The organism is Micromonospora sp. WMMD1155 (assembly GCF_029581275.1).
GTDB lineage: Bacteria > Actinomycetota > Actinomycetes > Mycobacteriales > Micromonosporaceae > Micromonospora.
Genome location: NZ_CP120742.1, coordinates 3,978,743 through 4,002,631, shown reverse-complemented (window position 1 = coordinate 4,002,631; position 23,889 = coordinate 3,978,743). Strand labels below are relative to the sequence as shown.

Genomic DNA, 23,889 nt, shown 5'->3' with positions numbered 1-23,889 from the left:
GGTGACCCCCCAACTCCCCCACCCCCGCGCCCCCTGCCCCGCGCCCCGGCCCCGCGCCCCGGCCCCCGCGCCCCCGGTGATCAAGAGGTTTGCGTCACGACACGCCGGAGACGCTGACGCAAACCTCTTGATCACCGGCTTGGGGCGGGCGCGGGATGGCGCGGGATGGGCGCGGGATGGGGCTTGGGGCGGGCGCGGGATGGGGCTTGCGCAGCGCCGGCCCTTCCCCCTGGGGGAAGGGCCGGCGTGCCCGCGGCGGACGGTCAGTTGTTCGGGTCGTCGGCGCTGATGTCCGCGAGCACCGACTGCGGTTCGCGTTCGACCGCGAGGTCACCCATCGAGACCAGGCCGACCAGACGCCCGTCGTCGATGACCGGGAGCCGGCGTACGGCATAGGTACGCATCAGGTCCGCGGCGGCCACCGCGTCGTCGTACTGGCTGACCGTGATCACGTCGCGGGTGGTGATCTGGTTCAGCCGCGTCGAGCCCGCATCCATGTTCTCCGCGACACCCCGGACTGTGATGTCCCGGTCCGTGACGATGCCGACCACGCTGTCTCCGTCGGTCACCACCACGTCACCGATCGCGCTGTCCCGCATCTCCTGCGCGGCCGCGATGAGCGTGTCGTTGCCGTCCATCGTCACCAACCGGGTCGTCATGAACTCTCCGACCGTTGTCATGGTGCTCCCCTCTCGGTGTCGGCACGGCCCGTCTACCCGCCGCCCGGGAGGGGGTAACGCCCACTGCTCGCCGGGCTATCGGCGCAGTCGCCGCAGCTCGTAGAATCCGCTGCTGGTCAGGGCATAGAAGACGGGCAGCAGCAGGAAGATCACGACCGCGAGCAGCGGGATGAACAGGAATCGCCGACGTCGGCGGGTCAGCCCTGGGGCGGCATTCCGTAGACGCGCTCCACGTGTACGCGCAGCACCAGCCGCCCCTCGTCGACCATGGCCTGCCGGTATTCGGCCCAGTCGGGGTGTTCGCCGCGCAGCGCCCGGTACAGGCCCACCAGTTCCTCGACCGTGGCATCGCCGGGTTCGGCGGAGGGCGGGGTCAGTTCGGCGCGACCCTCCACCACCGCGTACGCCCAGCCGTCCTCGCTGCCGACATGGAAGCTGGCCCGGGGGTCCCGGCGCAGGTTGGCGGTCTTGGCGCGGCCGTCGGTGACCGAGATCCGGATCACGCCCGCGTCCCGGTCGAAGGAGTAGACCACTGTGGACATCTGTGGCCGCCCGTCCCGCTTGATGGTGGCGAGCACGCCCATCGAGCGGCCGGCGATCAGGTCGGTCAACGCCTGCTGGGTGCGGTCGTCCGGCACGGTCTCCTCCAGGTGGACGTCGGCTCCGTCCATCCAAGCATGCCGGGTCGGCCGTCGCCCGGAACGCGACCGAGCCCCCGCCGGCGATCGGCGAGGGCTCGGGGTGACGCGACGGTCAGCGGCGCTCGGCGGCGACCAGCTCGGCGAGCTGCACCGCGTTGAGTGCGGCGCCCTTGCGCAGGTTGTCGTTGGAGCAGAACAGGGCGAGCCCGTACTCCACCGTCTCGTCGGCGCGGATCCGCCCGACGTAGGTCGGGTCCTGCCCGGCGGCCTGCAGCGGCGTCGGAACGTCGGTCAGTGCCACGCCGGGCGCGTCGGCCAGCAGCTCGTGCGCGCGTTGCGGGGTGAGCGGCCGGGCGAACCGGGCGTTGATCTGCAGTGAGTGGCCGGTGAAGACCGGCACGCGGACGCACGTCCCGGACACCTTCAGGTCGGGGATCTCCAGGATCTTGCGGCTCTCGTTGCGGAGCTTCTGCTCCTCGTCGGTCTCGAACGAACCGTCGTCGACGATCGAACCGGCCAGCGGGAGAACGTTGAAGGCGATCGGCTCGGCGAACGACCGGGGCGCGGGGAACTCCACGGCCGACCCGTCGAACGCCAGCCCGGCGGCGTGCTCGGCGACCTTGCGGACCTGCTCGTCCAGCTCGGCGACGCCGGCCAGCCCGGCGCCGGAAACCGCCTGGTACGTGGACACGACGAGGCCGACGAGCCCCGCCTCGGCGTGCAGCGGGCGCAGCACCGGCATCGCGGCCATCGTGGTGCAGTTCGGGTTGGCGATGATGCCCTTCGGGCGGTCCAGGGCGGCGTGCGGGTTGACCTCGGCGACCACGAGCGGCACCTGTGGGTCCATCCGGAACGCCGACGAGTTGTCGATCACCACGGCGCCGGCCTCGGCGACCCGGGGGGCCAACTCCCGCGCGGTGCCCTTACCGGCGGAGAAGAGCACGATGTCCAGCCCGGAGTAGTTCGCTGTCGCGGCGTCCTCCACGGTCACCTCACCGTCGCGCCATGGCAGCGTACGCCCGGCGGACCGCGCCGACGCGAACAACCGCACCTGCTCCGCCGGGAACTCCCGCTCCGCCAGCACCTGCCGCATCACGCCACCGACCTGGCCGGTGGACCCCACAATGCCGATCCTCATGCCCCGGAGGCTACCCAGCCCGCCCCCGAACCCGGGAGTCCTTTCCCACCCCCCGGGTCCCGCATCACACCCCCGCCTTCCCCTCCCACCCCGCCCCTCCCACGCCTTCCGCCCCGCCTTCAGCCGTTGATCATGAAGTTATCGCCACGACACGCCGTGCGGGTGACAACAACTTCATGATCAACGCGGGAGGGCGCGCGGGAGGGGAGGAGGGCGCGCGGGAGGGCGCGGGAGGGCGGCGGGGCGGCGGGGGTCAGGTGATCAGGTCGCCCAGGTTTGCCGCGGTCAGGTCGTCGCGGATGACTGCGGCGTCGCCCTCGATGACCAGCGTCAGCGCGTCCGGGTGCAGGTGGGTGGCCGCCGCCGCGGAGACCTGGTCGACGTCCGCCGCCAGCAGCGACTCCCGCAGCCGGGCGTGGTAGTCGTCGGGCAGGTCGTGCACCACGAGCGTGGTCAGCGCGGAGGCGATCGCCCGGGGGCTCTGCAACTCGACCGAGAGCTGCCCGGCCCGCCAGGACCGGGCCACCTCCAGCTCGTCCTCGGTGACCCCGGTGGCCTGGGTACGGGTGATCTCACCCACCGCCTCCACCAGAGCCGGTGTGGTGACCGCCGTCTGCACGCCGGAGCTGACGGCGAAGCGCCCGAACCGCCGGGACGACGCGAAGTCACCCCGGATGCCGTACGTGTAGCCGTGCACCTCGCGGAGCAGGTGGTTGAGCCGGGAGGTGAACGCCCCGCCGAGCACCGTGCCGGCGAGCGTCATCGGCACGTGGTCGGGGTGCGCCCGGTACGGCGACGGGTGGCCCAGCCGCAGCGTCGACTGCACCGAACCGGGGCGGTCCACCAGGATGATCCGCCGGCCGGTGTGCAGGGGCACGTCGATCGGGCCACCCCGCTCGGCCGGACCGCCGCCCGTGCCCGCGAACGCCGACGCGGCCAACGCGTCCAGGTCGATCCGGTCCAGGTCCCCGGCGACGACCAGGGTGCCGGGGCGCAGGAACCACTCGGAGTGGAAGACCGTGACGTCCTCCACGTCCAGGCCGGCGACCGACTCCGGGTCGCCGTGCATGGGACGCCCCCAACGGTTCTCCGCGCCGAACAGGTCAGCGCGCAGGGCGGCGTCGGCGCGCGGACCCGGGTTGGCCCAGTCCATCCGCAGCGCGGTCGCCTCGTCGTCGCGGACCCGGCGCACGTCGGCGGGATCCAGTCGGGGCGTCCGGACCGCCTCGGCGAGCAGCTCCACGGCCGCGCCGAGCCGGTCCACCGGGATCACCACACTGGCCTGGAACGAGTCCCAGTCCAGCCCGGTCGTCAACGCGGTGCCGAGCCCTTCGACGGCGAGCGCGTACGCGGCGGCGTCCCGCTGCGCGGTCCCCTCCTCCAGTGCCTTGGCCAGCACACCGGACAGGCCCTCCTTGCCGACCGGCTCCTGGCCCGCGCCCACGTCGAGCAGCAGCAGGGCCACGGCGAGGTTCTGCCCCGGCAGGTGCGCGGCGACGACCTGACCACCGGCCACGGAACGGCGGACCACCTGCGGGAACCGGTACGGGCGCGCGGCACCCGGGCCGGGACGGTCGGCGATCAGCGTCATGAGGTCTCCTCGGGCAGGTAGGTCAGGGTCACCCGGTCGGTGGCGAGCACCTCGGCGGCGGCGTCGGCGATCTGTTCGGCGGTCACCGCGAGCAGGCCCGGCAACTGGTCGGCGATGCGGGCCGGGTCACCGAACTGGGTGGCGCACCGGCCGAGCAGGTCGGCACGACCGTCCACGGTGGACATCTGACGCCACCACCCGGTGCTGAGCAGCGCCTTGGCCCGGTCGAGTTCGGCGGCGGTGACCGGCACGGTGGCCAGTTCGTCGACGACCTCGGCCAGCCCTTCAGCCAGCCGCTCGGCGCTCACCCCGGGGCGGGCGGTGGCGGTGGCGATCAGCGGCGCCGGGGCGTGCGCGAGGTCCACCCCGTACGCACCGACCGAGTCCGGCTGGGCGATCCGTTCACCGTCGGCGAGCCGCTGGTAGAGCCGGCTGCCCCGACCACTACCGAGGACGGTGGCGAGCACGGTGATCACGTTGTACTCCGGGCTGCCGTACGCGTAGGTGCGGTGGGCGATGTACACCCGAGGTGCCGGCACGTCGGCGCTGACCGACTCGACGGCGGTCTGCCCGGTGGCCGGGACACTGCGGCCGTCCGGGGCGGGCGGGATGTCGTCGCGCGGGGGCAGCGCGCCGAAGTACTTGTCGGCCAGAGCGAACACGTCGGAGGCGGTGGCGTCACCGACCACGGTGAGCACCGCGTTGTTGGGCGCGTAGTAGGTCTGGTGGAACGCCTGGAAGGTCGCGAGGTCGGCGGCGTTCAGGTCGGCCATCGAGCCGATCGTCGCGTGATGGTAAGGGTGCCCCGGCGGGTAGAGCAGCGGCAGCAACCGCAGCCAGGCATCCCCGTACGGAACGTTCTCGTAGCGCTGCCGGCGCTCGTTCTTGACCACTTCGCGCTGGTTGTCCAGCGTCTCCTGGGTGAGCGCCGGGACCAGGCCGCCCATCCGGTCGGCCTCCAGCCAGAGCGCCAACTCCAGGTGCTCGGCCGGGACCGTCTCGAAGTAGTTGGTCCGGTCCGGGTTGGTGGTGGCGTTGAGCGAGCCGCCGGAGCCCTGGATCAACTTCATGTGTTCGGTCTTCGCCACGTTGGCCGAGCCCTCGAACATCAGGTGTTCGAAGAGGTGCGCGAAGCCGGTCTGCCCGGCCGGCTCGTGGCGGGAGCCGACGTCGTACCAGAGGTTGACCGCCACGGCCGGCGCGGTGCGGTCCTCACTCACCACCACGCGCAGGCCGTTGTCCAGTCGGGACGTCTCGATGGGCCAGGGGTAACCGCTGTCGGGCATGCCCCGACGCTATCCGATCTCGGGGGCGGAAAGGTGACGTGCGGTCCGTCGGCGAGCCGACCGCCGGCATCAGGACCGCCGCTCGGGGTACCGGAGGGCGATGACCGTCACCCCGCCGTCCCGACTCGCCACCACCGTCGAACGCGCCAGCGCCGCGCTGGGCCGGCGCCGCGGCCGGTTGCTGCATCCGGCCGGTCGCTCCTTCACCGGCGAGATGATGATCTGGGGTACGCCCGGACCACCGACCGGGGCCCGCCTGCTGGACGATCCCTTCCGCTACCAGGCCACCGTCCGGCTGTCCAAGGGCACGCCGACGCCCGGCAGTTGGCCGGACGTGCTGGGCCTCGCGATGCGCCTGCACCGCGACGGCGACCACCCCTTCGACCTGCTGGTCAGTTCCAGCGGCGCGGCCCCGGTGCTGCGTAACCTGCCGCTGCCCCGGCGTGACTTCACCGGGACGTACACCTCGATCATGGGTTATCGCGTGGGCCGTCGGCGGATCTGGCTGGCCGCGCTGGCCGACCCCGACTCGGTCGGCCTCGGACGCAGCCTGGGCACGGTGGCCGCCGCGACCCGGGCGGACACGCCGCGCCTGGTGCTCGCTGTCGCGTCCGCCGTGGGGCCGTGGCGGCCGGTGGGGCAGATCAGCATCGGCGCGGAACTCGACGCCGAGGAGGACGCCGCCCTCGCGTTCGACCCGGTGCGCAACCTGCCACCCGACCTTCGGGTGGCCGGCCCGTTGGCCTGGCTGCGCGAGCACACCTACCGGGGGTCACGCCGGGCCCGCGGGGCGAACGCTCAGTCCGGGGGTTCGACCGCGACCACCGTCTGATCCGAGGTACGACGTTCCAGCACCGTGTCCGGTGCCGCGTTCTGGTCCTCCTCACGGATGTCCGACTCGGCGAGGATGGCCTCCGCCTGCGCCTCCGGGTCGTCGCTGCCCACGGCCTCCTCCTCGGGCAGGAGGTGGTGGGCGCGGGACTCCACGCGGTCGTGATCGCTCTGCTCGTCAGTCATGGCACCCCTGTTACCCCGCCGTCGACCGTGACACGCGATGTTCACTCCGCATCTTGGGACGAGGAAGCGGGCTTCCGCATCCGGTCGGGTACGCTGGGCGACGTGACGCGTTCGTATCGATGGTTTAGGCAGCCGGCTCGCACGCCGGTGACTTCACCATGATCTGACGTCACCACGGACCGAGCCGGCTGGGCAGGAGCTTTCGTTCCTGCCCTTTTGCGTACGAGCAGCCGGCTTCCCCGGGCACCGGCCCCGGGCGCGGTCGGCGGAAGGATTCCCACCGTGACGACCCCGGAGACCGATCGGGTCAGCGATCAACGGATCGACCGCGTCGTGCCGTTGACCACGCCCGCCCTGCTGCACCACGAGTTACCCCTGGACGCACCGCTCGCCTCGGCCGTGTTGGACGGCCGTCGGGCGGTGGGCCGGGTGCTGGACCGTGCGGACGACCGCCTGCTCGTGGTGGTCGGCCCCTGCTCGGTGCACGATCCGGCCGCCGCCCTGGAATACGCCGAGCGGCTACGCGGCACCGCCGACCGGCTCTCCGACGACCTGCTGATCGTGATGCGGGTCTACTTCGAGAAGCCCCGTTCCACGGTCGGCTGGAAGGGCCTCATCAACGACCCCGGTCTGGACGGCAGCGGGGACGTCAACACCGGCCTGCGGCTGGCCCGGTCGCTGCTGCTCGACGTGCTGCGCCTCGGCCTGCCGGTGGGTTGCGAGTTCCTCGACCCGATCACGCCGCAGTACATCGCGGACACGGTGGCCTGGGGCGCGATCGGCGCCCGCACCGTGGAGAGCCAGGTGCACAGGCAGCTCGCCTCCGGCCTGTCCATGCCGATCGGCATGAAGAACCGCCCCGACGGCAGCATCGGCACGGCCGTGGACGCGATCCGCGCCGCCGGGGTGCCGCACGTCTTCCCCGGTATCGACTTCTCCGGCACTCCGGCGATCATGCACACCCGAGGGAACACGGACGGGCACCTGGTGCTGCGCGGCGGGGGCGGCCGACCCAACTACGACGCGGAGTCCGTCGCCGGCGCGATCGACCTGCTCCGCGCGGCCGGGCTGCCGGAGCGCCTGGTGATCGACGCGAGTCACGCCAACAGCGGCAAGGATCACCGCAACCAGCCGAAGGTCGCCGCCGACGTGTCCGCCCAGATGGCCGCCGGGCAGCGCGGGATCACCGGCGTGATGCTGGAGTCGTTCCTGCTGCCCGGCCGACAGGAGCTCGACCCGACCCGGGAGTTGGAGTACGGCCGTTCGGTCACCGACGCCTGCCTCGGCTGGGACGACACCGCCGAGGTGCTCGAACACCTGGCCTCGGCCGTGCAGGCACGACGGGCCACCCTGCCGACGACGGTCTGACGCTGTGACGGCCGACACCGCAGGGTCCGGAACACGAGCGGGGGTCGGCTGGTTGACTGGGGTGTCGGTGTGTCCAGTGTCCCCGGGCCTCACCTAAATAGCCTTCGCGGAATACCGTCCGGCTGGAGCCGCGCAGTGCCACTCGCCGAGAGGCGACCTGCACACCGACACCAGCGCCGCCCCCGGCCCACAAGGCCGGGGGCGGCGCTGTCTGTACCGCGAGCCCGGCCGGAGGCGGCCGCCGTACCCCAGACGTCCCCGCACGACCCGGACGACGGCGGCCACGGGCGCGGCGACGGCGCAGGCGCCCCCGTTGACGCGACGTTTGACCGATTCCGGCCCGGGTAGCTGATCGAGGTGACCGACGACGCATCAGTGGCCGGCGAGCCGGACACCCGGGCCCTCGACGACCTGCTCGACGACGTCTTCCGAGCACAGGAGCGGGTCGACCAGGGCGAAATTTACCGCCACGCGGTGGCCGCCGGGCTTCCGGCGGACCTGCTCGCCCGAGTCGACGCGCTGCCCGAGGGCGAGTACTCGGTGGACGAGGCCAGCGACCTACTGGGCGGCTCCGTAGGGTGAGCGACGGCACCCGGTCCGTTGCGTGAGCGACTTCGCCAGCTCCGTAGAAGGGACACCGACATGACCGACAACGAGGACCACGACGAGAAGGTGCCGGCGCTGGGTCAGCCGCCGAAGGGCAGGGACACCACCCCCGAGCCGGACTTCGCCAACGAGCACGACAGGACGGCGGTGGACCGGGACATCATCACCGGCGCGGACGAGGACGAGCGGGAGCCGGAGTCGCCGCACGGCTGGTCCGGCATGCAGCGCTGAGACGTACGACAGACGGAAGGGGCCGGCGGTGCCGGCCCCTTCCGTCACTGTTCGTCAGTCGTCGTCATGCCCGCCTTCGGCGGCCTGCTGCGCCGTCGCGTACGCCATCTGGAGGAAGTCGGAGGCGGCGACCGCGGTCAGCGCGGTGGCCACCAGCCGGGTCAGCCGGGGCGCGAGCACCAGGCCACCGGTCAGCCCGGTGGCCACCCAGACAGCCAGGCAGAACGGGCAGCTCAGCAGCTCGCCGATGGCGTGCCGGGTGGGGCTGCCCGAGTCGCGGACCTGTTCCATCACCTCACCGCTGCCGATCGGACGGTCGTACCGGGTGAACGGCGCCCGCAGAGGGCTCGTCACCGCGTCCTTGGACAGCAGCCGGCTCAGTTTGTGGGTGGCGATGGAGAGCAGCACCACGTCGGACGGGGCGGGACGATCCGGCACCGGCCGACCGGTCACCTTGACCAGACCGGCGAGCGCCCCGGTCACCCCGGCGTAGACGCCCATCGCCGCCAGGTAGCCGCCGAGCGGCCGGTGTTCGTGCGGCGCGTACGCCCGCCGCAGCCGCGTCGCCTTCTCTCGCAGGCCAGTGTCGCTCACCCGTTCTCCTCCCCTGTCAACGTGGTGCGGGACCGGCGTCCCGCGTGGCCCGCTCAGCCGGCCTGGAGGTTGTCGGCGACCTCGCGGGCCAGATTGGTGAGTGCCTCGTCGGCCAACTGGTCCGGGCCGGGCTCCCCCGACCCGTCGGCCAGGTCGAGCTGGATCCGGGCGCCACCGGCGTCGGCCGGTTCCACCCGGAGCTCGGCGGACCAGTCGTCGCCGCCGCCCCAGCGGGCGCGCAGTTTCTCGCCGTCGATCTCGGCGGCGGGGCTTCCGTCGCCGCGCAGCGCCTCCGGCAGCCACGCCGAGGCGCGATCCGGGTCGGTGGCTGTGTTGAAGACCACCTCGGGCGGTGCGGACACGCCGCGTACGGCGCGGGCCGGCATCAGGCGTCCCGCAGGCGGCCGGGGTCGACCTCCCGGCCCGGGTGGCGGGCCAGGTATTCGGTCTCGAGTTCCGCGGTCCGCCGCAGGTGGTTGGCGAGCGCCGAGTCCGCCGCGTGACGCAGGGTGTCGAGGCGGGTGCGGTGCAGGCTGTGCATCTCGCGGATCAGATCCTCGTCGGTCAACTCCGTCGGGTCGACGCCGGGCAGATCGCCGTCGAGACTCGTGGCACCGGCCGAGTCGGCGAGGTCGTCGCCGCCCCACTCGGGCACCCGTTGCTCCGGGCTCATCTCGGTGTTGCCGCTGGACGCGTAGCCGTCCTGGCTTACCGATCCGGTCATGATCGCCCCCCTTGATCTCGTTTGGGCTGGCGTCTAGACGATTGCCCAAGCGTGGTGCGGCCAAACCACGGCGGCGACGCGGCAACTACGACACGGTGTCGGAGACCGATGCCGCCCCCGGTACCCTCGATGCCATGAGGCGGCTCTGGACCCCGGCGTGGATCGCGCGCCACATGGCCATGGTCGTGCTGACCGTGGGCTTCCTCGGGCTGGGCTGGTGGCAGGTCAGCCGGGCCGCCGCGGGCAACAGCCTGAGCTGGGGGTACGCGGTCGAGTGGCCGATCTTCGCCGGTTTCGTGGTCTACGTCTGGTGGCGCGAGGTGAAGCTTGCCCGCCGTCGGGCGGTGGACGCCGACGCGCCGCCGGTGAACGCGGACACGGACTCCGAGATCGCACCGGAGGTCGCCGGTTCCCGACCGACGGTGCGCCGGCCGGTGCGGGTCGCCCGGATGCCCGTCGGCGGCGACGCCGTCGAGGACACCGATCTGGCCGCGTACAACCACTACCTGTCATGGTTGAACGCCAATCCGGGCGCCCGGCCCGGTGACTATCCCGGCTGAGCCGGGTTCGGAAGGACGGACGAAGGTGGGCGCTGCCCTTACCCGGTACCGCGTGATCGCCTGGATCGTGGGCGTGGTGCTGATCCTGCTGGTCGTGATCGGCATGCCATTGAAGTACGTGTTCGACAACCCGGTGGTGGTGGAGACGGTGGGGCCGGCGCACGGCTTCCTCTACATGATCTACCTGGTCGCCGCGTTCGACCTGAGCCGTCGAGCCGACTGGCCGCTGAAGCGGATGCTGCTGGTGATGTTGGCGGGCACCGTGCCGTTCGTCTCGTTCTACGCCGAGCGCCGGGTCAGCGCCTGGGTGGCTGCGCCGCAGGAGCAGCGGACGCCGGAGCCGGTCGCCCGCTGAGCCGCCGGTGGGCCGACACCGGTTTCGCGCCGGCCCACCGCCGTCGGGTCAACGGTTCGGCCGCCACGGTTCGGCCGAGGCGAGCGGGTCGACCCACCCGCCGTACCGGTTGACCTCCCGGGCCCGCAGCAGCGCCCGCGTGACCTGGCCGAACTGCCGCTCGTCGTCAGCGCTGAACAACAGCACCTCGGTTCCCCGGTACCACCCCCACAGCTCGTAGGGCGGTGGACGCCAGCGATCCCCGACCATCGCCAGGGCCGCCGGAAGCAGGAACACCGCGCCGAGGATGAGGTACGCCCCGGCGGTCAGGCGGTGCAGACCACCGGTGAAGCCGAGCAGCAGCCCGACACCGCCGAGCATGCCGGCGGTGACGACGACGGCCCGGACGGCGATCCGGTCGTGCGGGCCTCGGGTGGTACGCAGGTGGGTCAGGTCGGCCACCTGGTAGCTGGTTCGGCCGGCGGTGAACCGGTCGACGGTCACGATGATGCCGGGCCGCGCGTACAGCAGGGTCGACCGGGTGCCCGGCGCCGTTCGCGGCGGCCGCGTTCCTGCGCCTTCACGTTCCACGGTTCCTCCCGCGGGGGACGGTTGGCCGGGGTGCATCCGGGCAGGCATCGCTACCTGTCGACGGGATTCCCGACTCCGTTCATTGTGTTGCGGCACCGCCAGCTGACCTGTGTATTTGTCGACTCTCGACCCGCTCCCCCAAGCGGCGACATCGCCGAGAAACAGCATCCATTTCAGGTTTTATCGGTTATGGCGAGCAGATATCCGGCGGCATACGCCCGGAACGACGAAAGTCGTGTATCCGTCAATACTTCGCCAAAGGGACGGTTCGCCCCCCTTTCCACGCGTCATCAGTCACGATGACGCCACCCGACGCAGGGATACGACCGGGCCACATCGCCAACATTCGCCCCTGCTTCAACTGCGAGCGACAGCCGTCCCGGGTTAGGTTGGGCGAGCCGGTCCGGCCCAGTGCCGTCCGCCCGGATGGCCCCGGCCGGTGTCGCCGAGGGCGTCAGCAGCCCCGGCGGCCGTGGGAGAGGGGCCTTTCGCTCTTGTCATCCCTGAGAAACCTGCTGCGCACCATCGCGCTGGCCGGCATGTCGGCCGCGCTGATCGCCCCGACGGCGGTGGCCCGCGCCGAGCCGTCCCCCGCCGACCTGACCCGCCGGATCGAGACGTCCTCGACCGAGCTGGAGCGGGTCGTCGAGTCGTACAACAAGTTGCGTGAGGAGATCAAGACCAACGAGGCCGCGGTGGCCCGATTACAGGCCCGCATCGGCCCGCTGGAACAGCAGGCCAAGCAGAGCCAGGCCGACGTGGCCGAGCTGGCCAGCACCGCGTACAAGAGCGGCGGCCTGCGGACCGCCGACGCCCTGCTGGGTTCCGAGGGCGCCACCGCGCTGCTGGACCGCCTCGGCACGCTCGACCATCTGACCCGTCAGCGGCAGGAGCGCATCTCCGGTTACACGGCCGACCAGCGACGGCTGCTGGACGAGAAGGCCCGGCTGGACGCCACGCTGACCAGGCAGGCCGCGCAGGCCCGTCAGCTCACCGCGGCCAAGAAGCAGATCGAGCAGGATCTGAGCAGGCTGTACGAGCTGCGCCGGCAGGCGTACGGGGCGGCCACCGAACGACCCGAGCCCAAGGCCGCGGCAGCCGAGGCCAAGAACGTGCCAGCGGTGGCCGGTGACGCCGGCGCAGCGGTGCGCTACGCGTTCGGCGCGTTGGGCAAGCCGTACGTGTGGGCGGGCGACGGGCCGAACGGCTACGACTGTTCCGGGCTCACCTCGGCGGCCTGGCGGGCGGCCGGGCGGTCGCTACCGCACAACACGCGGATGCAGTGGAGTGCGGTCGCCCACATCGGCCGGGGTGATCTACGCCCCGGTGACCTGGTGTTCTACAGCGGGCTCGGGCACGTCGCCCTGTACGTGGGCGACGGTCAGGTGATCGACGCCCCGAGCGCCGGCCGCAACGTGCTCAAGCGGGGCATGAACATGATGCCCATCCAGGGGTACGGCCGGGTCCGCTAGACGGTCGAAGACGGTGAACGGCCGGCGTCCCCCTATCGGACGCCGGCCGTTCGCCGTCATTACTACCAGGTCAGGCCGCCTGCAGCCCCTCCGCCCGGGCCAGCTCACGCAGCCGGCCGAGCGCCTGGATCTCCAGCTGTCGAATCCGCTCACGGGACAGCGAGAACCGGGAAGCGACCTCGGTGAGCGAGTGCTCCCGGCCGTCCTCCAGCCCGTAGCGGGCTCGCATGATGCCGGCGGACCGGTCGTCGAGGTGGTTGAGCAACCCCTCGATGCGCTGCCGCTCCAGACCGCTGAGGACGATGTCCTCCGGCGACGGCGCGTCACTGTCGGCGACCAGGTCACCGAGGTTGGTGTCGCCGTCGTCGCCCACCGGGGTGTCCAGCGAGACGGTGTCCTGCGACCAGCGGCGCAACTCGTTGACCCGCTCGACGGTGACGCCGAGCGCTGCCGCGATCTGCTCCGGCTCCGGGTCACTGCCCAACTCACGGGTCAGCTGCCGGGCCACGTTGCGCATCCGGTTGACGTCCTCCACCAGGTGCACCGGCAGACGGACGGTGCGTTCCTGCTGGGCGATCGCCCGGCTGATCGCCTGGCGGATCCACCACGTCGCGTAGGTGGAGAACTTGTAGCCACGCTCGTAGTCGAACTTCTCGACCGCCCGGACCAGGCCGGTGTTGCCCTCCTGGATCAGGTCCAGCATGGGCATGCCCGAACGCACGTAACGGCGGGCGATCGAGACGACCAGTCGGAGGTTGGCGCGGATGAAGAGGTCCTTCGCGCGCTCCCCCTCGACGACCAGCCACTCCAGGTCGGCCCGGTCGACACCGGCGGGGACGGCATCCTCACCGAGCAGGTGCTCGGCGTAGAGGCCGGCCTCGATCGCCTTGGAGAGATCGACCTCCTTGGCGGCGTCCAGCAGTGGCGTCCGGGAGATCTCGTGCAGGTAGACGCCGACCAGGTCGCGCTCCTCGGCAACCTCGTCGGTTCGCATGCCGATGTTCTTGTCCACGTTGCCCACGGTCCCCTCGCTCGCGCCGGTTGCCCGGTTCCTTGCCATTCCCCACGTCCGTCAACCCCTGGTAACTTCTGCTGTGCCCAGCGGTGCTGACACCTACACAACAGATGAGACGTGTCGGGGATTCCGTCTCGTGAGTCGAAAGTGTCACGAATGCCTGAGTAGTAGCTGAGAGCACGGTCCATGTTTGCTGTCAGCACCCCACCGGGCGGCTCTCCGCCAGGCACCACAGGACTGGTTACCGCACCATGGCAACACCGCCAGTCGCGGGGGCACAGCGACCCGGGTCACCACCACGCTGCGATCCTGGTCACTGGCAGATACGCAGCGGCGGACCGGTCGGTTCATCCATCGGGAGTGTTATTACCCCCCGGCCAGGTGAACAATCCGCCGGCGCTTTCGCTTCCCGCCCCCTGAGGGCGGCGTCAGCGGGCGAGCAGGGCGAGGGCGCCGCGTACCTGGTGGGCGGATCGGGCCAGCGCGGCCCGGGCGGCGTCGACCTCGGCCCCGGAGACCAGGGAGACGAGCGCCGTCTTCAGATCACCGTCGGCGTCGACGAGGGCCTGCTGGGACACCTGCTCGGAGCAGCCGGTCGCCTCGACCAGAATCGAGATCATTCGCCCACGGAGCTTCGCGTTGGTGGCGACCATATCGATCATGAGGTTCGAGTAGACCCGCCCCAGTCGCACCATGACGGCGGTGGAGAACGCGTTGAGCACCAACTTCTGCGCCGTGCCCGCCTTCATCCGGGTCGAACCGGTGACCACCTCGGGTCCGGTGTCCACCCCGATGAACACGTCGACCGACCGGGCGGCCTCGGCCTCCGGATTGGCGCACAGCAGCACCGTCGAAGCACCCTTGGCGCGGGCCGCGGCGAGCGCCCCGAGGACGTACGGGGTGCGCCCGCTGGCCGCCAGACCGACCGCCAGGTCACCGGCGCGTACACAACTGGCCGCCTCGACCGCACCGCCCCGCTCGTCGTCCTCGGCGTCCTCCACGGCCCGCCACATGGCGTCCGGGCCGCCGGCGAGGTGGGCGCAGAACCAGTGCCGGGGCGAGTTGAAGGTGGGAGCGAGTTCGGCCGCGTCGAGCACACCGAGGCGGCCGGAGGTGCCGGCGCCGAAGTAGTGCACCCGGTGACCGCCGCGCAGTGCCGCGACCGCCAGGTCGACGGCGGCGGCGATCTCGTCGAGCACCGCGGCGACCGCCGCCGGCACCCGCCGGTCCGCGTCGTTGATCACGGTGAGGACGTCCCGGGTCGACATCAGGTCGAGGTCGACGCTGAGCGGGTTGCGCCGCTCGGTGGGGGCACCCACCCGGATCGTCGGGCGGGCGGGTGGCGCTGACATGTCCTTGTCCGGCTCCACCGCGCCGGCCGTCATGCCCGCCTCCGGTTGGCACCCACCCGGTGCGACTGGACCGCCTCGGCGGTCGCCTCGAGTGCCTTCCGGGCCCGGGCGCGGTTGCGGGCCGCCACCCCGACGAAGAGGCAGTCGACCACGGTGAGCTGGGCCAGCCGGCTGGCTGTCGCGCCGGAGCGGTAGGTGGTCTCACGGGCCGCCGTGGTCAACACGAAGTCCGCCACCTCGGTGATCGGCGAACGGGGGAAGTTGGTCAGCCCCACCGTGACGGCACCCCGCGTACGGGCCTGCTCCAGCACCTCGATCACGTCGGAGGTGGTGCCGGTGTGCGAGATGCCGATGGCCACGTCTCCCCGGCCGAGCAGGGCCGCCGAGGTCAGCGCGGTGTGCACGTCCGGGAAGTAGAAGGCGATCCGGCCGATCCGGTGCAGTTTCTGCTGGAAGTCCGAGGCGACGAACCCACTGGCGCCGGCACCGTAGATGTCGATCCGACCGGCGCCGCTGATCGCCTCGACCACCTGCTCGCAGACGGCGGGATCGAGTTGCTCGGCGGTCTCCTCGACGGCACGGGCGTCGTTGAACGCGATGGTGGCGATGATCTGGGCGAGGTCGGCGCCGGGCGGGATGTCACCGCCGACCACCCGGGCGTCCGGCGGCTCGATCCGGCGGGCCGCCTCGGCGGCGAGGCGGATGCGCAGTTGGGGGTAACCGTCCATGCCCACCGAACGGCAGAACCGGATGACTGTCGCCTCGGATGTCTCCGCGGCGGTGGCGAGGTCGGTGATGGTCCGCCGGGCGGCGGCGGCCGGATCGGACACGACCAGCCGGGCGACCCGCTGCTCGGCGGGCGACAACGACGGCAACAGCCCGCTGATGTGGACGATCAGCCCACCGGGCTCCTGACTCGCAGAAATCTTCGGACTCTTCGCCACGGATGAAACTTACTTTCACCAGGCGTGAGCGTCAACTACGACTGTCCGGGTGGGGGAAAGTGTTCGACTGCCGGGATCACCGGTCCCGCACAGCCTGCCACTCCCACAGGATCGCCGCCTCCTCCGCCGGGTCGAGACCACCCTGCCGTACGGCGGCCGGGTGTGCAGCCATCCAGGACGCGGTCGCCCGAACGGTGTCGGACAACGGACGGACCGCCAACCCGGCGGCCAGAGCCGGTCGGGCGTCGCGGGCCATCAGGCCACCGGACTCCGGCAGTCGCACCCAGAGCGGCAGTGCCCGCTCCCCGGACCACTCGCGCACGTCGTGGGCGGCCAGGAACTCCTGATCCACCCAGGTCAGGGCGGGGTCGGCCACGTCCAGCCCGGCGGCCACCCCGGCCAGGAAATCGGCCCGGGTCATCGCCGACCCGACGCCGTCGTACGTGCCAGCGAGGCGAGTGCCGGCGGCGTGCAGCAACCAGCCCGCCAGGTCGGCGACGTCCACGAACTGCACCCGGTCGGTGGGACGCCCGGGCGCGAGGACCTCACCACCGGCCGCCAGCCGCCGCACCCAGTACGGGAAGCGGTCGCTCGGGTCCTCGACACCGACGATCAGCCCCGCCCGGCAGATGAACGACCGGTCCACGCCGACCCGCTCCCGAACCGCCTGCTCGATGCTCACCTTGCACTCGCCGTACCAGGTGTGGTCCGGGCCCTCCGGCCCGTCCACGTCCGGCGGGGCCGCCGCCAGCACCGGTGCGTCGACAGCGGCCTGACCGGGTGTGGTGTTGTCGGCGTACACCGAGATCGTCGAGACGAACGACCAGTGGCCGACCTTATCGGCGAGCGCGGCGAGCGCGTGCCGGGCATGGCTGACCTGTCGGGTCACGTCGACCACGGCGTCGAAGCCGTCGCCGGCGAGCGGCACCAGCGCGTCGGGGTCGTCCCGGTCGACCGGCACGAACCGGACCCCGTCCGGGACGGCGCCGGAGACACCACGAGCGGCGCATGTCACGTCGTGCCCCTGCGCGACGGCGAGCTGCGCCACCGCCCGACCGAGGAACCGCGTCCCACCGAGAATCAGAATCCGCATCCGCCGATCCTGCGCCCCCGACCGCCCAAGATCCCAACCAATCTGCCCACGGCAGACCGTGATCATGACGTTGTCACCACTCAGGTCGGCGTGTCATGGCGACAACGTCATGATCAACGGGGGCGGGAGGCGGGAGGCGGGGGGCGTGGGGCGGGGGGCGTGGGGCGGGGGCGGGGCAGGGGCGGGGGCGGGGAGGGGCGCGGGGGTGGGGTTTAGCGTGGGGGGCATGGTGGGGCGGAGTGTTCTGGTTACCGGCGGAAGCGGCGGGCTCGGTGGGGCGGTCGTCTCCGCGTTCGTCGAGGCGGGCTGGCGGGTGGTCGTACCCGAGCGGAAGGCCCGGCCCGGATCGGAGCCGGCGGCGGACGTGGTCCGACTCGTCGCGGACCTGAGCGATCCGGCGGACGTCGCGCGGGCGGTCGAGGTCGCCGCCGGCGAACCGGCGGCGCCACTGCGGGCCGTGGTCAACCTGGTCGGCGGGTACGCCAGCGGTGGCCTGGTGCACGAGACGCCGGTCGAGGACTTCGAGCGGATGCTCGCCGTCAACCTGCGGCCGACCTACCTGGTCACCCAGGCCGCGCTACCCCACCTGATGTCGGCCGGTGACGGCGCGGTGGTCTGCGTCTCGGCGCGGGCGGCGGTCGCCCCGTTCGCCGGCGCGGCCGGCTACGCGACGGCCAAGGCGGCGGTGCTGGCCTTCGCCAACACGGTGGCGGTGGAGTACCGGCACCGTGGGGTGCGCTGCAACACCGTGCTGCCCAGCGTCATCGACACCCCGGCCAACCGGGCCGCCCAGCCGGATGCCGACCACTCGCGCTGGGTGACCCCGGCGGAGATCGCCCCGGTGATCCGCTTCCTCGCCTCGGCGGACTCCGCTCCGACGAGCGGCGCCACCGTGCCGGTCTACGGGCGGGCCTGAGCCGCCAACGGGCCCGCGTCCCGGGGCTCGGTGGAGGACGACGGCAGCCAGGTCTCCAGGTGCGCCTGGATCTGCTCGCTCACCTCCTCGGCCGGGCGGCCCGCGTCCACCAACACGAAGGTGGGGTATTCGGGGAGCGTCCGGTAGGCGGTGTCGGCGGCGGTCAGCCAGCCCATCGTCTCGTGGTCGGTGCCGCGTTCCTCGATCCGCCGGTACGCCTCCGCCGGGTCCACGGAGAGCAGGAAGGTCACCTGCGGCGTCGGGAAGAGCCGGTAACCGGCCCGCGCCAGCCGCTCCCAGCGTTGCCCGCCGTTCGCGCGGATGCTCGCGTACTGACAGGCCGAGTAGCGGTCCATCACCGCTGTCCGGCCGGTGAGCAGGCAACTGATCAGAGCTACGGCGATGGCGAGCCAGCGCAGCACGGACTCCACCGCCAGGACCCCGTCCCGCCCGACGAGCCGCTGGGCGTCCGGGCGTCCGAGCCGGTGGGCGAGACGGGCGAGCCAACGCCTGCCGCTGGCGTTGCGGCGGTACTTCGCCGGGCGGCCGGCCGCGGTCAAAGCGTCGGCCAGCCGGTGCGCCTGGGTGGTCTTGCCGGAGCCGTCGATGCCGATCAGGGCGACGGTGCGCAACCGGGCCTTGCGTCGACGCATCCCCGTTGATCTGGCCACCTTCCACAGGTTATCCGACCCACGCACCTCCTCCGCGTGGTTTGTGGAGGTTCATCCCTGTTGACGCCCGACCGCGACGACAGCAGGTGTGGCCGACCGGAATGCCGGGTACCGGAGTTCGAAATCCAACCGCCGGTCCACCGATACGAAGACGGGAGAACCAGATGGCTGAGCGCGGGGACGAGAGTCTGGTGCACACCCTGAAGAAGGTCGCCGCCGTGCTCAAGCAGTCCGAGATCCCGTTCGCCCTGGGCGGCAGCTTCGCCGTCTACGCCCACGGGGGCCACTCCAGCGACCACGACGTCGACTTCCTGATCCGGGAGGCCGACGTGGAGCAGGCCCTGGAGGCGTTGGTCGCCGCCGGGTTCGTGGCCGAGCGTCCGCCGGAGGACTGGCTGGTGAAGGTCTTCGACGACGACCGGATGGTGGACCTGATCCACCGCCCGATCGAGACGCCGGTGACGGAGGAGACGTTCGCCGAGACGGTCGTCCGGCCGGTGGACGCGATCCACATGCCGGTGCTGTCCGCCACCCAGCTGATGGTGCACAAGCTGCTCAGCTTCTCCCAGCACTACTGCGACTTCGCCCGCGGCCTGCCGTTGGCCCGATCGCTGCGGGAACAGATCGACTGGGAACGGGTACGCAAGGAGACGCAGCACTCGCCGTACGCGGAGGCGTTCCTGGTGCTGCTGGACCGGCTGGAGGTGGTGCCGGCCACCGGCAGCCCGACCGGAGAGGGGACATCGTGACCCACCAACGCGACATCGACGCCGGGCCGCCCGACGAGTACGTCGAAGCGGAGATCCAACGGCTCCTCGCCGAGGACCCCTCCGTCGCCGAGCAGGGGATCACCGTCGTCCGGCGGGAACGCGCCATCGTGCTCTACGGCGAGGTGGAGAGCACGCACCGGCGGGAGGAGATCCTGCGCCGGGTGTCCGAGCGCTTCCCGGACGTGCCGGTCACCAGTGACATCGGAGTGATCCGCGCCCAGGCGCCCACGGAGATCGAGCAACTGCCCTGAGGGAGGTTCCATGGTGATCCGGATCGCCGCCGTGGGCGACGTACATCTGGACGAGGACGTGGTCGGTCGGTTCCGCCCCGCGCTGGAGGAGCTACCGGACTGCGCCGACGTGTTGCTGCTGGCCGGTGACCTGACCCGGCACGGCACCGAGGCCGAGGCGCGCTGCGTGGCGGAGGAGTTCGGTGGCCTGGCCGTGCCGGTCGTGACCGTGCTCGGCAACCACGACCACCAGTGTGACCAGGTGCCACAGGTGGTCAAGGTGCTGGAGGACGCGGGCATCACCGTCCTGGAGGGCAACGGCGTCGTGCTGGACTGCGCGGGCGGCCGGCTCGGCATCGCCGGTGTGAAGGGCTTCGGTGGCGGGTTCGCCGGGCGGTGCGCGAGCGACTTCGGCGAGCCGGAGATGAAGGCGTTCGTCCGGACCACCAACGAGAGCGCCGAGAGCCTCGGTGCGGCGCTCCGTTCGCTGGAGTGCGACATGCTCGTCGCCCTCACGCACTACTCACCGGTACCGGACACGTTGGCCGGCGAACCGCTGGAGATCTACCCGTTCCTGGGGTCGTACCAGTTGGGGCAGGCGATCGACTCGGCCCCCACGGCCCTGGCGCTGCACGGGCACGCGCACGCCGGGACCGAGCGCGGCACGACCCCCGGTGGGGTACGCGTGCGCAACGTCGCGCACCCGGTGATCAAGCAGGCGTACAGCGTCTTCCACGTCGGCGATCAACTCGACACGGACCAGGTTTCCCCGATCGGCCAGTCGGGTAGTCAGAGGTCATGGAGCTGATTCTCTGGATTCTCGCAGTCATCCTCGTGGTCGCCGGCATCCTCGCGCTGTTCCGCCGGCAGATCCTGTGGGGCATCGTCCTCATCGTTGTCGGGCTGTTGGTCGGCCCGGGTGGTGTCAGCATCTTCAATTGACGCGCACACGTCGTAACACGCGCGCACGTCATAACACCGGGACCCGCCGGGGTCGCCGCGACCGGAGCTCCGTCCTCCCGACAGGAGCACCGATTGCGGCGATCCCGGCGCCTTCTTTTCCGGGCGGTTTGAGCCGGCCCCACACGGAAACATCTTGATTATGGAGACATCTCAGGACGCTCCGACGACCTCCGGGCGGCGACAGTGGTGGGCCCTCGTCGGCTTCGCGGCGGCCGTCTTCGTCGCCGCTGCCATCGGCGGGCTGGGCGTGCAGGGCACCACCGACGAGTACGCGAGCCTGCGGCAGCCCGAGTGGGCGCCGCCCTCGTGGCTGTTCGGCCCGGTCTGGTCGCTGCTGTACGCCCTGATCGCGGTGGCCGGTTGGCTGGTGTGGCGGCGGGTCGGCTTCTCCCCGGCGCTCTGGGCGTGGACCGCCCAACTGGTGCTCAACGCCGCCTGGACCCCGCTGTTCTTCGGTGCGGGGCGGTACGGGCTGGCGTTCGCCGAGATCGTGGTGATGTGGTCGGCGATCGGCCTCACCGTGGCGCTGTTCGCCCGGGTGTCCCGGGTCGCGGCCGCGCTGCTCCTGCCGTACTGGGCCTGGGTCACCTTCGCCGCCGCGCTGAACCTGTCGATCTGGCGACTCAACTCCTGATCCGGGGGTCTCCGACGGGCGGTCCGCCCGCCGGAGACCGTCGTCCGGTCGCGGTCAGCAGCGGGGTACGCCCGGGATGTAGCCGTCGTGCCCGGTGTACACGTAGGCGTCGGCGATGTACCTGCCGGAGCCGATCCGGTCCCAGATCGAGCTGGTGCCGTACGTGCCGGTGACCGTGGTGCCACTGGTCTGGCAGGCGATCGTCACCCGGGTGCCGTCGGCGACGGTGCCCACCGAGGCGTACCCGGTGCCGGGGCCGGAGCGGACGGTCAGCGGGGTGCCGCTGGTGTCGACGGTGCCGTTGCCGCTGCCCGAGGAGCACCCGTTGTCGCTGGTGTAGGTCTTGGTGCCCCAGTAGAGGGCGAGGGTGCCGTTGAAGCGCGCCTGGATGTCGCCGCCGTTGAGGCGCTGCTCGTAGTGCAGGTGCGGGCCGGTCGAGCCACCGGTGCTCCCGACCCAGCCGAGCACCTTGCCGTACCCGACGGTCTGGCCGACCGAGACGTTGAAGCCGTTCAGGTGGGCGTAGTACGTGCTGTAACCGCCCCCGTGGTTGATTCGGACATATTTGCCGTAGCTGGTGCCGCCCAGGTCGGTCACCCGGTCGACGGTGCCGGGGGCGCTGGCCACGACCGGGTCGCCGAGGTCGTCGGTGCGGTTGAAGTCGATGGCGTTCGCCGGGCTGTGGCCCGTCCGGGTCTGCCCGGACCAGGACTGACCGCACGGGAAGGGCACCTTGAAGGTCGGTGCGGCCAGCGCCGGGCTCGCCGGCGTCAACACGCCCCCGACGAGCAGACCCGTCACCAGCAGGCCGATCCACCGCTTTCGCATACAGCTCCTCCTATGTCGAAAACCTTCGATGAGGTGGCTACAGCCTGACAGATATCGTCAATCTTCGAAAGAGGTCGGGATTCCGGCCGCAACTGCGCCCACCAGGCAGCCCGCAGGTTTCCGGATTGTTACTCGCTCGTGTCTGACTGGGGGTGGACCGCGCCGGATGCAAGCGCTTACATGTGTGGCACGGCCAATCGGACCGGCGAGGGTCACCTGCAAAGACCGCGCCGGCTAGGAAGGAGGACGGCATGGCGGTCTTCACCAGACCACGCCAGGCCTTCGTGATCGCCGGCGTACTCGGGCTGGCGTTCAGCGCCACCGCCTGCGGCACCGGCGACGACAAGAAGAGCAGCAACGCGGGCTCCGCGGAGTGCGCGGCATACGAGAAGTACGAGGGTCACGACGGCAAGAAGGTCTCGATCTACGCGTCCATCCGTGACGCCGAGGCCGACCTGCTGGAGCGTTCCTGGTCGCAGTTCACCGACTGCACCGGCATCGAGATCGCGTACGAGGGCAGCGGCGAGTTCGAAGCGCAGCTCCCCGTCCGGGTCGACGGTGGCAACGCCCCCGACATCGCTTTCGTGCCGCAGCCCGGCCTCGTGAAGCGGTTCGCGGACGCCGGCAAGCTGAAGTCCCTGAGCGCCGACACCAAGGCCCTCGCCGAGCAGAACATGCCGGCCGACTGGCTGAAGTACGGCACCGTGAACGGGACGCTCTACGGCGTGCCCCTCGGTGCCAACGTGAAGTCCTTCGTCTGGTACTCGCCGAAGACGTTCAAGGAGAAGGGCTGGGAGGTCCCGACCACCTGGGATCAGCTCATCGCCCTGAGCGACACGATCGCCGCGAGCGGCATGAAGCCGTGGTGCGTGGGCGTCGAGTCCGGTGACGCCACCGGCTGGCCGGCCACCGACTGGATCGAGGACGTCATCCTGCGGACGCAGGGCCCCGAGGTCTACGACCAGTGGACCACGCACGGCATCCCGTTCAACGACCCGAAGATCGTCGACGCGGTCGACCGCGCCGGCAGCATCCTCAAGAACGAGAAGTACGTCAACGGCGGCTTCGGCGGCGTCAAGAGCATCACCACCACCTCCTTCCAGGAGGCGGGCGTGCCGGTGACCAACGGCAAGTGCGCGATGCACCGGCAGGCGTCGTTCTACGCCAACCAGTTCCCCGAGGGCACCAAGGTGGCCGCGGACGGCGACGCGTTCGCCTTCTACTTCCCGGCCATCGACCCGGCCAAGGGCAAGCCGGTGCTGGGCGCCGGCGAGTTCGTCGTCGCGTACGCCGACCGTCCCGAGGTCCAGGCGGTGCAGACCTACCTCGCCTCCGCGGAGTACGTGAACAGCCGGGCGAAGCTCGGCAACTGGGTCACGGCGAACAACAAGCTGGACATCGCCAACGTGGCCAGCCCGATCGACAAGCTCTCCGTCCAGATCCTGCAGGACAAGACCGGCACCTTCCGCTTCGACGGATCGGACCTCATGCCGGCCGCCGTCGGCGCGGGAACGTTCTGGAAGGGCATGGTCGACTGGCTGAACGGCAAGCAGACCGGCCCGGTGCTCCAGGGCATCGAGAGCAGCTGGCCTAAGTGATCCCGGCGGTGGCCCGGCCCGCGTTCGCGGGCCGGGCCACCG

The 23,889-nt window shown here is 71.3% G+C and carries 30 protein-coding genes; 14 read left to right on the top strand and 16 right to left on the bottom strand.

Annotated elements, in window-relative coordinates; translation table 11 throughout:
• Positions 1-263: 263 nt before the first annotated feature.
• From O7617_RS18370 to O7617_RS18350, 5 genes are all read right to left on the bottom strand, one after another.
• Complete coding sequence (locus tag O7617_RS18370; RefSeq protein WP_145779288.1) at positions 264-680, bottom strand: CBS domain-containing protein; 417 nt, start codon at positions 678-680, stop codon at positions 264-266.
• A gap of 197 nt (positions 681-877) precedes the next feature.
• On the bottom strand, positions 878-1,351 hold the full coding sequence (locus O7617_RS18365) for a PPOX class F420-dependent oxidoreductase (RefSeq protein ID WP_282257004.1): 474 nt from the start codon (positions 1,349-1,351) through the stop codon (positions 878-880).
• A gap of 82 nt (positions 1,352-1,433) precedes the next feature.
• The gene (locus O7617_RS18360) at positions 1,434-2,459 is read right to left on the bottom strand and encodes an aspartate-semialdehyde dehydrogenase (RefSeq protein WP_282257003.1); all 1,026 of its coding nucleotides are present in this window, start codon (positions 2,457-2,459) and stop codon (positions 1,434-1,436) included.
• 253 nt (positions 2,460-2,712) lie between these two features.
• Positions 2,713-4,050 (bottom strand): pitrilysin family protein, encoded by a 1,338-nt coding sequence (locus O7617_RS18355; protein ID WP_282257002.1) that lies wholly within the window; start codon positions 4,048-4,050, stop codon positions 2,713-2,715.
• Complete coding sequence (locus O7617_RS18350; RefSeq protein WP_282257001.1) at positions 4,047-5,336, bottom strand: pitrilysin family protein; 1,290 nt, start codon at positions 5,334-5,336, stop codon at positions 4,047-4,049. The genes O7617_RS18355 and O7617_RS18350 overlap by 4 nt, the downstream gene beginning before the upstream one ends.
• Before the next feature lie 100 nt (positions 5,337-5,436).
• Between O7617_RS18350 and O7617_RS18345 the strand changes: the two genes are divergently transcribed.
• Positions 5,437-6,168, top strand: a complete 732-nt coding sequence (locus tag O7617_RS18345) for a phosphodiesterase (RefSeq protein ID WP_282257000.1) — start codon at positions 5,437-5,439, stop codon at positions 6,166-6,168.
• Here the strand turns inward: O7617_RS18345 and O7617_RS18340 are convergent.
• The gene (locus O7617_RS18340; protein ID WP_282256999.1) at positions 6,135-6,353 is read right to left on the bottom strand and encodes a hypothetical protein; all 219 of its coding nucleotides are present in this window, start codon (positions 6,351-6,353) and stop codon (positions 6,135-6,137) included. The genes O7617_RS18345 and O7617_RS18340 overlap by 34 nt on opposite strands.
• Before the next feature lie 273 nt (positions 6,354-6,626).
• On the opposite strand from O7617_RS18340, the gene O7617_RS18335 reads away from it, so the two are divergent.
• The 3 genes from O7617_RS18335 to O7617_RS18325 all read left to right on the top strand — a co-directional run bounded on the left by O7617_RS18335 (position 6,627) and on the right by O7617_RS18325 (position 8,558).
• Entirely contained in the window at positions 6,627-7,721 is a 1,095-nt protein-coding gene (locus O7617_RS18335; RefSeq protein WP_282264781.1) for a 3-deoxy-7-phosphoheptulonate synthase, read from the top strand.
• 357 nt (positions 7,722-8,078) lie between these two features.
• Positions 8,079-8,303, top strand: a complete 225-nt coding sequence (locus O7617_RS18330; RefSeq protein WP_282256998.1) for a hypothetical protein — start codon at positions 8,079-8,081, stop codon at positions 8,301-8,303.
• 60 nt (positions 8,304-8,363) lie between these two features.
• The gene (locus tag O7617_RS18325) at positions 8,364-8,558 is read left to right on the top strand and encodes a hypothetical protein (RefSeq protein ID WP_282256997.1); all 195 of its coding nucleotides are present in this window, start codon (positions 8,364-8,366) and stop codon (positions 8,556-8,558) included.
• 54 nt (positions 8,559-8,612) lie between these two features.
• Here the strand turns inward: O7617_RS18325 and O7617_RS18320 are convergent, their stop codons facing one another.
• The 3 genes from O7617_RS18320 to O7617_RS18310 are packed head-to-tail and all read right to left on the bottom strand — an operon-like array spanning position 8,613 to position 9,876.
• Positions 8,613-9,152 (bottom strand): DUF1360 domain-containing protein, encoded by a 540-nt coding sequence (locus O7617_RS18320; protein WP_282256996.1) that lies wholly within the window; start codon positions 9,150-9,152, stop codon positions 8,613-8,615.
• Positions 9,153-9,205: 53 nt separating this feature from the next.
• Positions 9,206-9,538, bottom strand: coding sequence for a hypothetical protein (locus tag O7617_RS18315; RefSeq protein WP_282256995.1), 333 nt, complete (start codon positions 9,536-9,538; stop codon positions 9,206-9,208).
• Positions 9,538-9,876 carry a DUF6158 family protein gene (locus O7617_RS18310; protein ID WP_282256994.1) on the bottom strand — a complete coding sequence of 113 codons (339 nt, stop codon included), beginning with the start codon at positions 9,874-9,876 and terminating at the stop codon, positions 9,538-9,540. The genes O7617_RS18315 and O7617_RS18310 overlap by 1 nt, the downstream gene beginning before the upstream one ends.
• Before the next feature lie 134 nt (positions 9,877-10,010).
• On the opposite strand from O7617_RS18310, the gene O7617_RS18305 reads away from it, so the two are divergent.
• Together O7617_RS18305 and O7617_RS18300 are read left to right on the top strand one after the other, a co-directional pair.
• A complete protein-coding gene (locus tag O7617_RS18305; RefSeq protein WP_282256993.1) occupies positions 10,011-10,436 on the top strand; it encodes a hypothetical protein in 426 nt (141 codons plus the stop codon).
• A gap of 25 nt (positions 10,437-10,461) precedes the next feature.
• Positions 10,462-10,791: a DUF3817 domain-containing protein gene (locus O7617_RS18300; protein ID WP_282256992.1), complete on the top strand. Its 330-nt coding sequence runs from the start codon at positions 10,462-10,464 to the stop codon at positions 10,789-10,791.
• A gap of 48 nt (positions 10,792-10,839) precedes the next feature.
• On the opposite strand, the gene O7617_RS18295 is transcribed toward O7617_RS18300, so the two are convergent.
• On the bottom strand, positions 10,840-11,361 hold the full coding sequence (locus O7617_RS18295) for a DUF6232 family protein (RefSeq protein WP_282256991.1): 522 nt from the start codon (positions 11,359-11,361) through the stop codon (positions 10,840-10,842).
• Positions 11,362-11,855: 494 nt separating this feature from the next.
• Here O7617_RS18295 and O7617_RS18290 point away from each other — a divergent pair, with 494 nt between their 5' ends.
• Positions 11,856-12,833: a C40 family peptidase gene (locus O7617_RS18290; protein ID WP_282256990.1), complete on the top strand. Its 978-nt coding sequence runs from the start codon at positions 11,856-11,858 to the stop codon at positions 12,831-12,833.
• Between the two features lie 70 nt (positions 12,834-12,903).
• On the opposite strand, the gene O7617_RS18285 is transcribed toward O7617_RS18290, so the two are convergent.
• The 4 genes from O7617_RS18285 to O7617_RS18270 all read right to left on the bottom strand — a co-directional run bounded on the left by O7617_RS18285 (position 12,904) and on the right by O7617_RS18270 (position 17,237).
• A complete protein-coding gene (locus tag O7617_RS18285; protein ID WP_088987946.1) occupies positions 12,904-13,893 on the bottom strand; it encodes a sigma-70 family RNA polymerase sigma factor in 990 nt (329 codons plus the stop codon).
• A 383-nt stretch (positions 13,894-14,276) separates the two neighbouring features.
• Complete coding sequence (gene murQ / locus O7617_RS18280; protein ID WP_282256989.1) at positions 14,277-15,233, bottom strand: N-acetylmuramic acid 6-phosphate etherase; 957 nt, start codon at positions 15,231-15,233, stop codon at positions 14,277-14,279.
• The gene (locus O7617_RS18275) at positions 15,230-16,144 is read right to left on the bottom strand and encodes a MurR/RpiR family transcriptional regulator (RefSeq protein WP_282256988.1); all 915 of its coding nucleotides are present in this window, start codon (positions 16,142-16,144) and stop codon (positions 15,230-15,232) included. The genes murQ and O7617_RS18275 overlap by 4 nt, the downstream gene beginning before the upstream one ends.
• A 76-nt stretch (positions 16,145-16,220) precedes the next feature.
• Positions 16,221-17,237 (bottom strand): NAD-dependent epimerase/dehydratase family protein, encoded by a 1,017-nt coding sequence (locus O7617_RS18270; protein WP_282256987.1) that lies wholly within the window; start codon positions 17,235-17,237, stop codon positions 16,221-16,223.
• A 226-nt stretch (positions 17,238-17,463) separates the two neighbouring features.
• Here O7617_RS18270 and O7617_RS18265 point away from each other — a divergent pair, with 226 nt between their 5' ends.
• The gene (locus O7617_RS18265) at positions 17,464-18,153 is read left to right on the top strand and encodes an SDR family NAD(P)-dependent oxidoreductase (RefSeq protein WP_282256986.1); all 690 of its coding nucleotides are present in this window, start codon (positions 17,464-17,466) and stop codon (positions 18,151-18,153) included.
• On the opposite strand, the gene O7617_RS18260 is transcribed toward O7617_RS18265, so the two are convergent.
• Complete coding sequence (locus tag O7617_RS18260) at positions 18,138-18,824, bottom strand: thymidylate kinase (RefSeq protein WP_282256985.1); 687 nt, start codon at positions 18,822-18,824, stop codon at positions 18,138-18,140. The two genes, O7617_RS18265 and O7617_RS18260, sit on opposite strands and share 16 nt — an antisense overlap.
• Before the next feature lie 164 nt (positions 18,825-18,988).
• Here O7617_RS18260 and O7617_RS18255 point away from each other — a divergent pair, with 164 nt between their 5' ends.
• The 5 genes from O7617_RS18255 (at position 18,989) to O7617_RS18235 (ending at position 21,421) form a co-directional block, all read left to right on the top strand.
• The gene (locus O7617_RS18255) at positions 18,989-19,573 is read left to right on the top strand and encodes a nucleotidyltransferase (protein WP_282256984.1); all 585 of its coding nucleotides are present in this window, start codon (positions 18,989-18,991) and stop codon (positions 19,571-19,573) included.
• On the top strand, positions 19,570-19,845 hold the full coding sequence (locus tag O7617_RS18250) for a hypothetical protein (RefSeq protein ID WP_282256983.1): 276 nt from the start codon (positions 19,570-19,572) through the stop codon (positions 19,843-19,845). Before O7617_RS18255 ends, O7617_RS18250 begins: the two co-directional genes overlap by 4 nt.
• Positions 19,846-19,855: 10 nt before the next feature.
• Positions 19,856-20,632, top strand: a complete 777-nt coding sequence (locus tag O7617_RS18245) for a metallophosphoesterase (protein ID WP_282256982.1) — start codon at positions 19,856-19,858, stop codon at positions 20,630-20,632.
• Positions 20,623-20,766, top strand: coding sequence for a GPGG-motif small membrane protein (locus O7617_RS18240; protein ID WP_282256981.1), 144 nt, complete (start codon positions 20,623-20,625; stop codon positions 20,764-20,766). Before O7617_RS18245 ends, O7617_RS18240 begins: the two co-directional genes overlap by 10 nt.
• Before the next feature lie 160 nt (positions 20,767-20,926).
• Positions 20,927-21,421, top strand: a complete 495-nt coding sequence (locus O7617_RS18235; protein ID WP_282256980.1) for a TspO/MBR family protein — start codon at positions 20,927-20,929, stop codon at positions 21,419-21,421.
• 54 nt (positions 21,422-21,475) lie between these two features.
• On the opposite strand, the gene O7617_RS18230 is transcribed toward O7617_RS18235, so the two are convergent.
• Entirely contained in the window at positions 21,476-22,249 is a 774-nt protein-coding gene (locus O7617_RS18230) for a peptidoglycan DD-metalloendopeptidase family protein (RefSeq protein ID WP_282256979.1), read from the bottom strand.
• A 251-nt stretch (positions 22,250-22,500) separates the two neighbouring features.
• On the opposite strand from O7617_RS18230, the gene O7617_RS18225 reads away from it, so the two are divergent.
• Positions 22,501-23,847: an ABC transporter substrate-binding protein gene (locus tag O7617_RS18225; RefSeq protein ID WP_282256978.1), complete on the top strand. Its 1,347-nt coding sequence runs from the start codon at positions 22,501-22,503 to the stop codon at positions 23,845-23,847.
• The last annotated feature ends 42 nt before the right edge of the window (positions 23,848-23,889 follow it).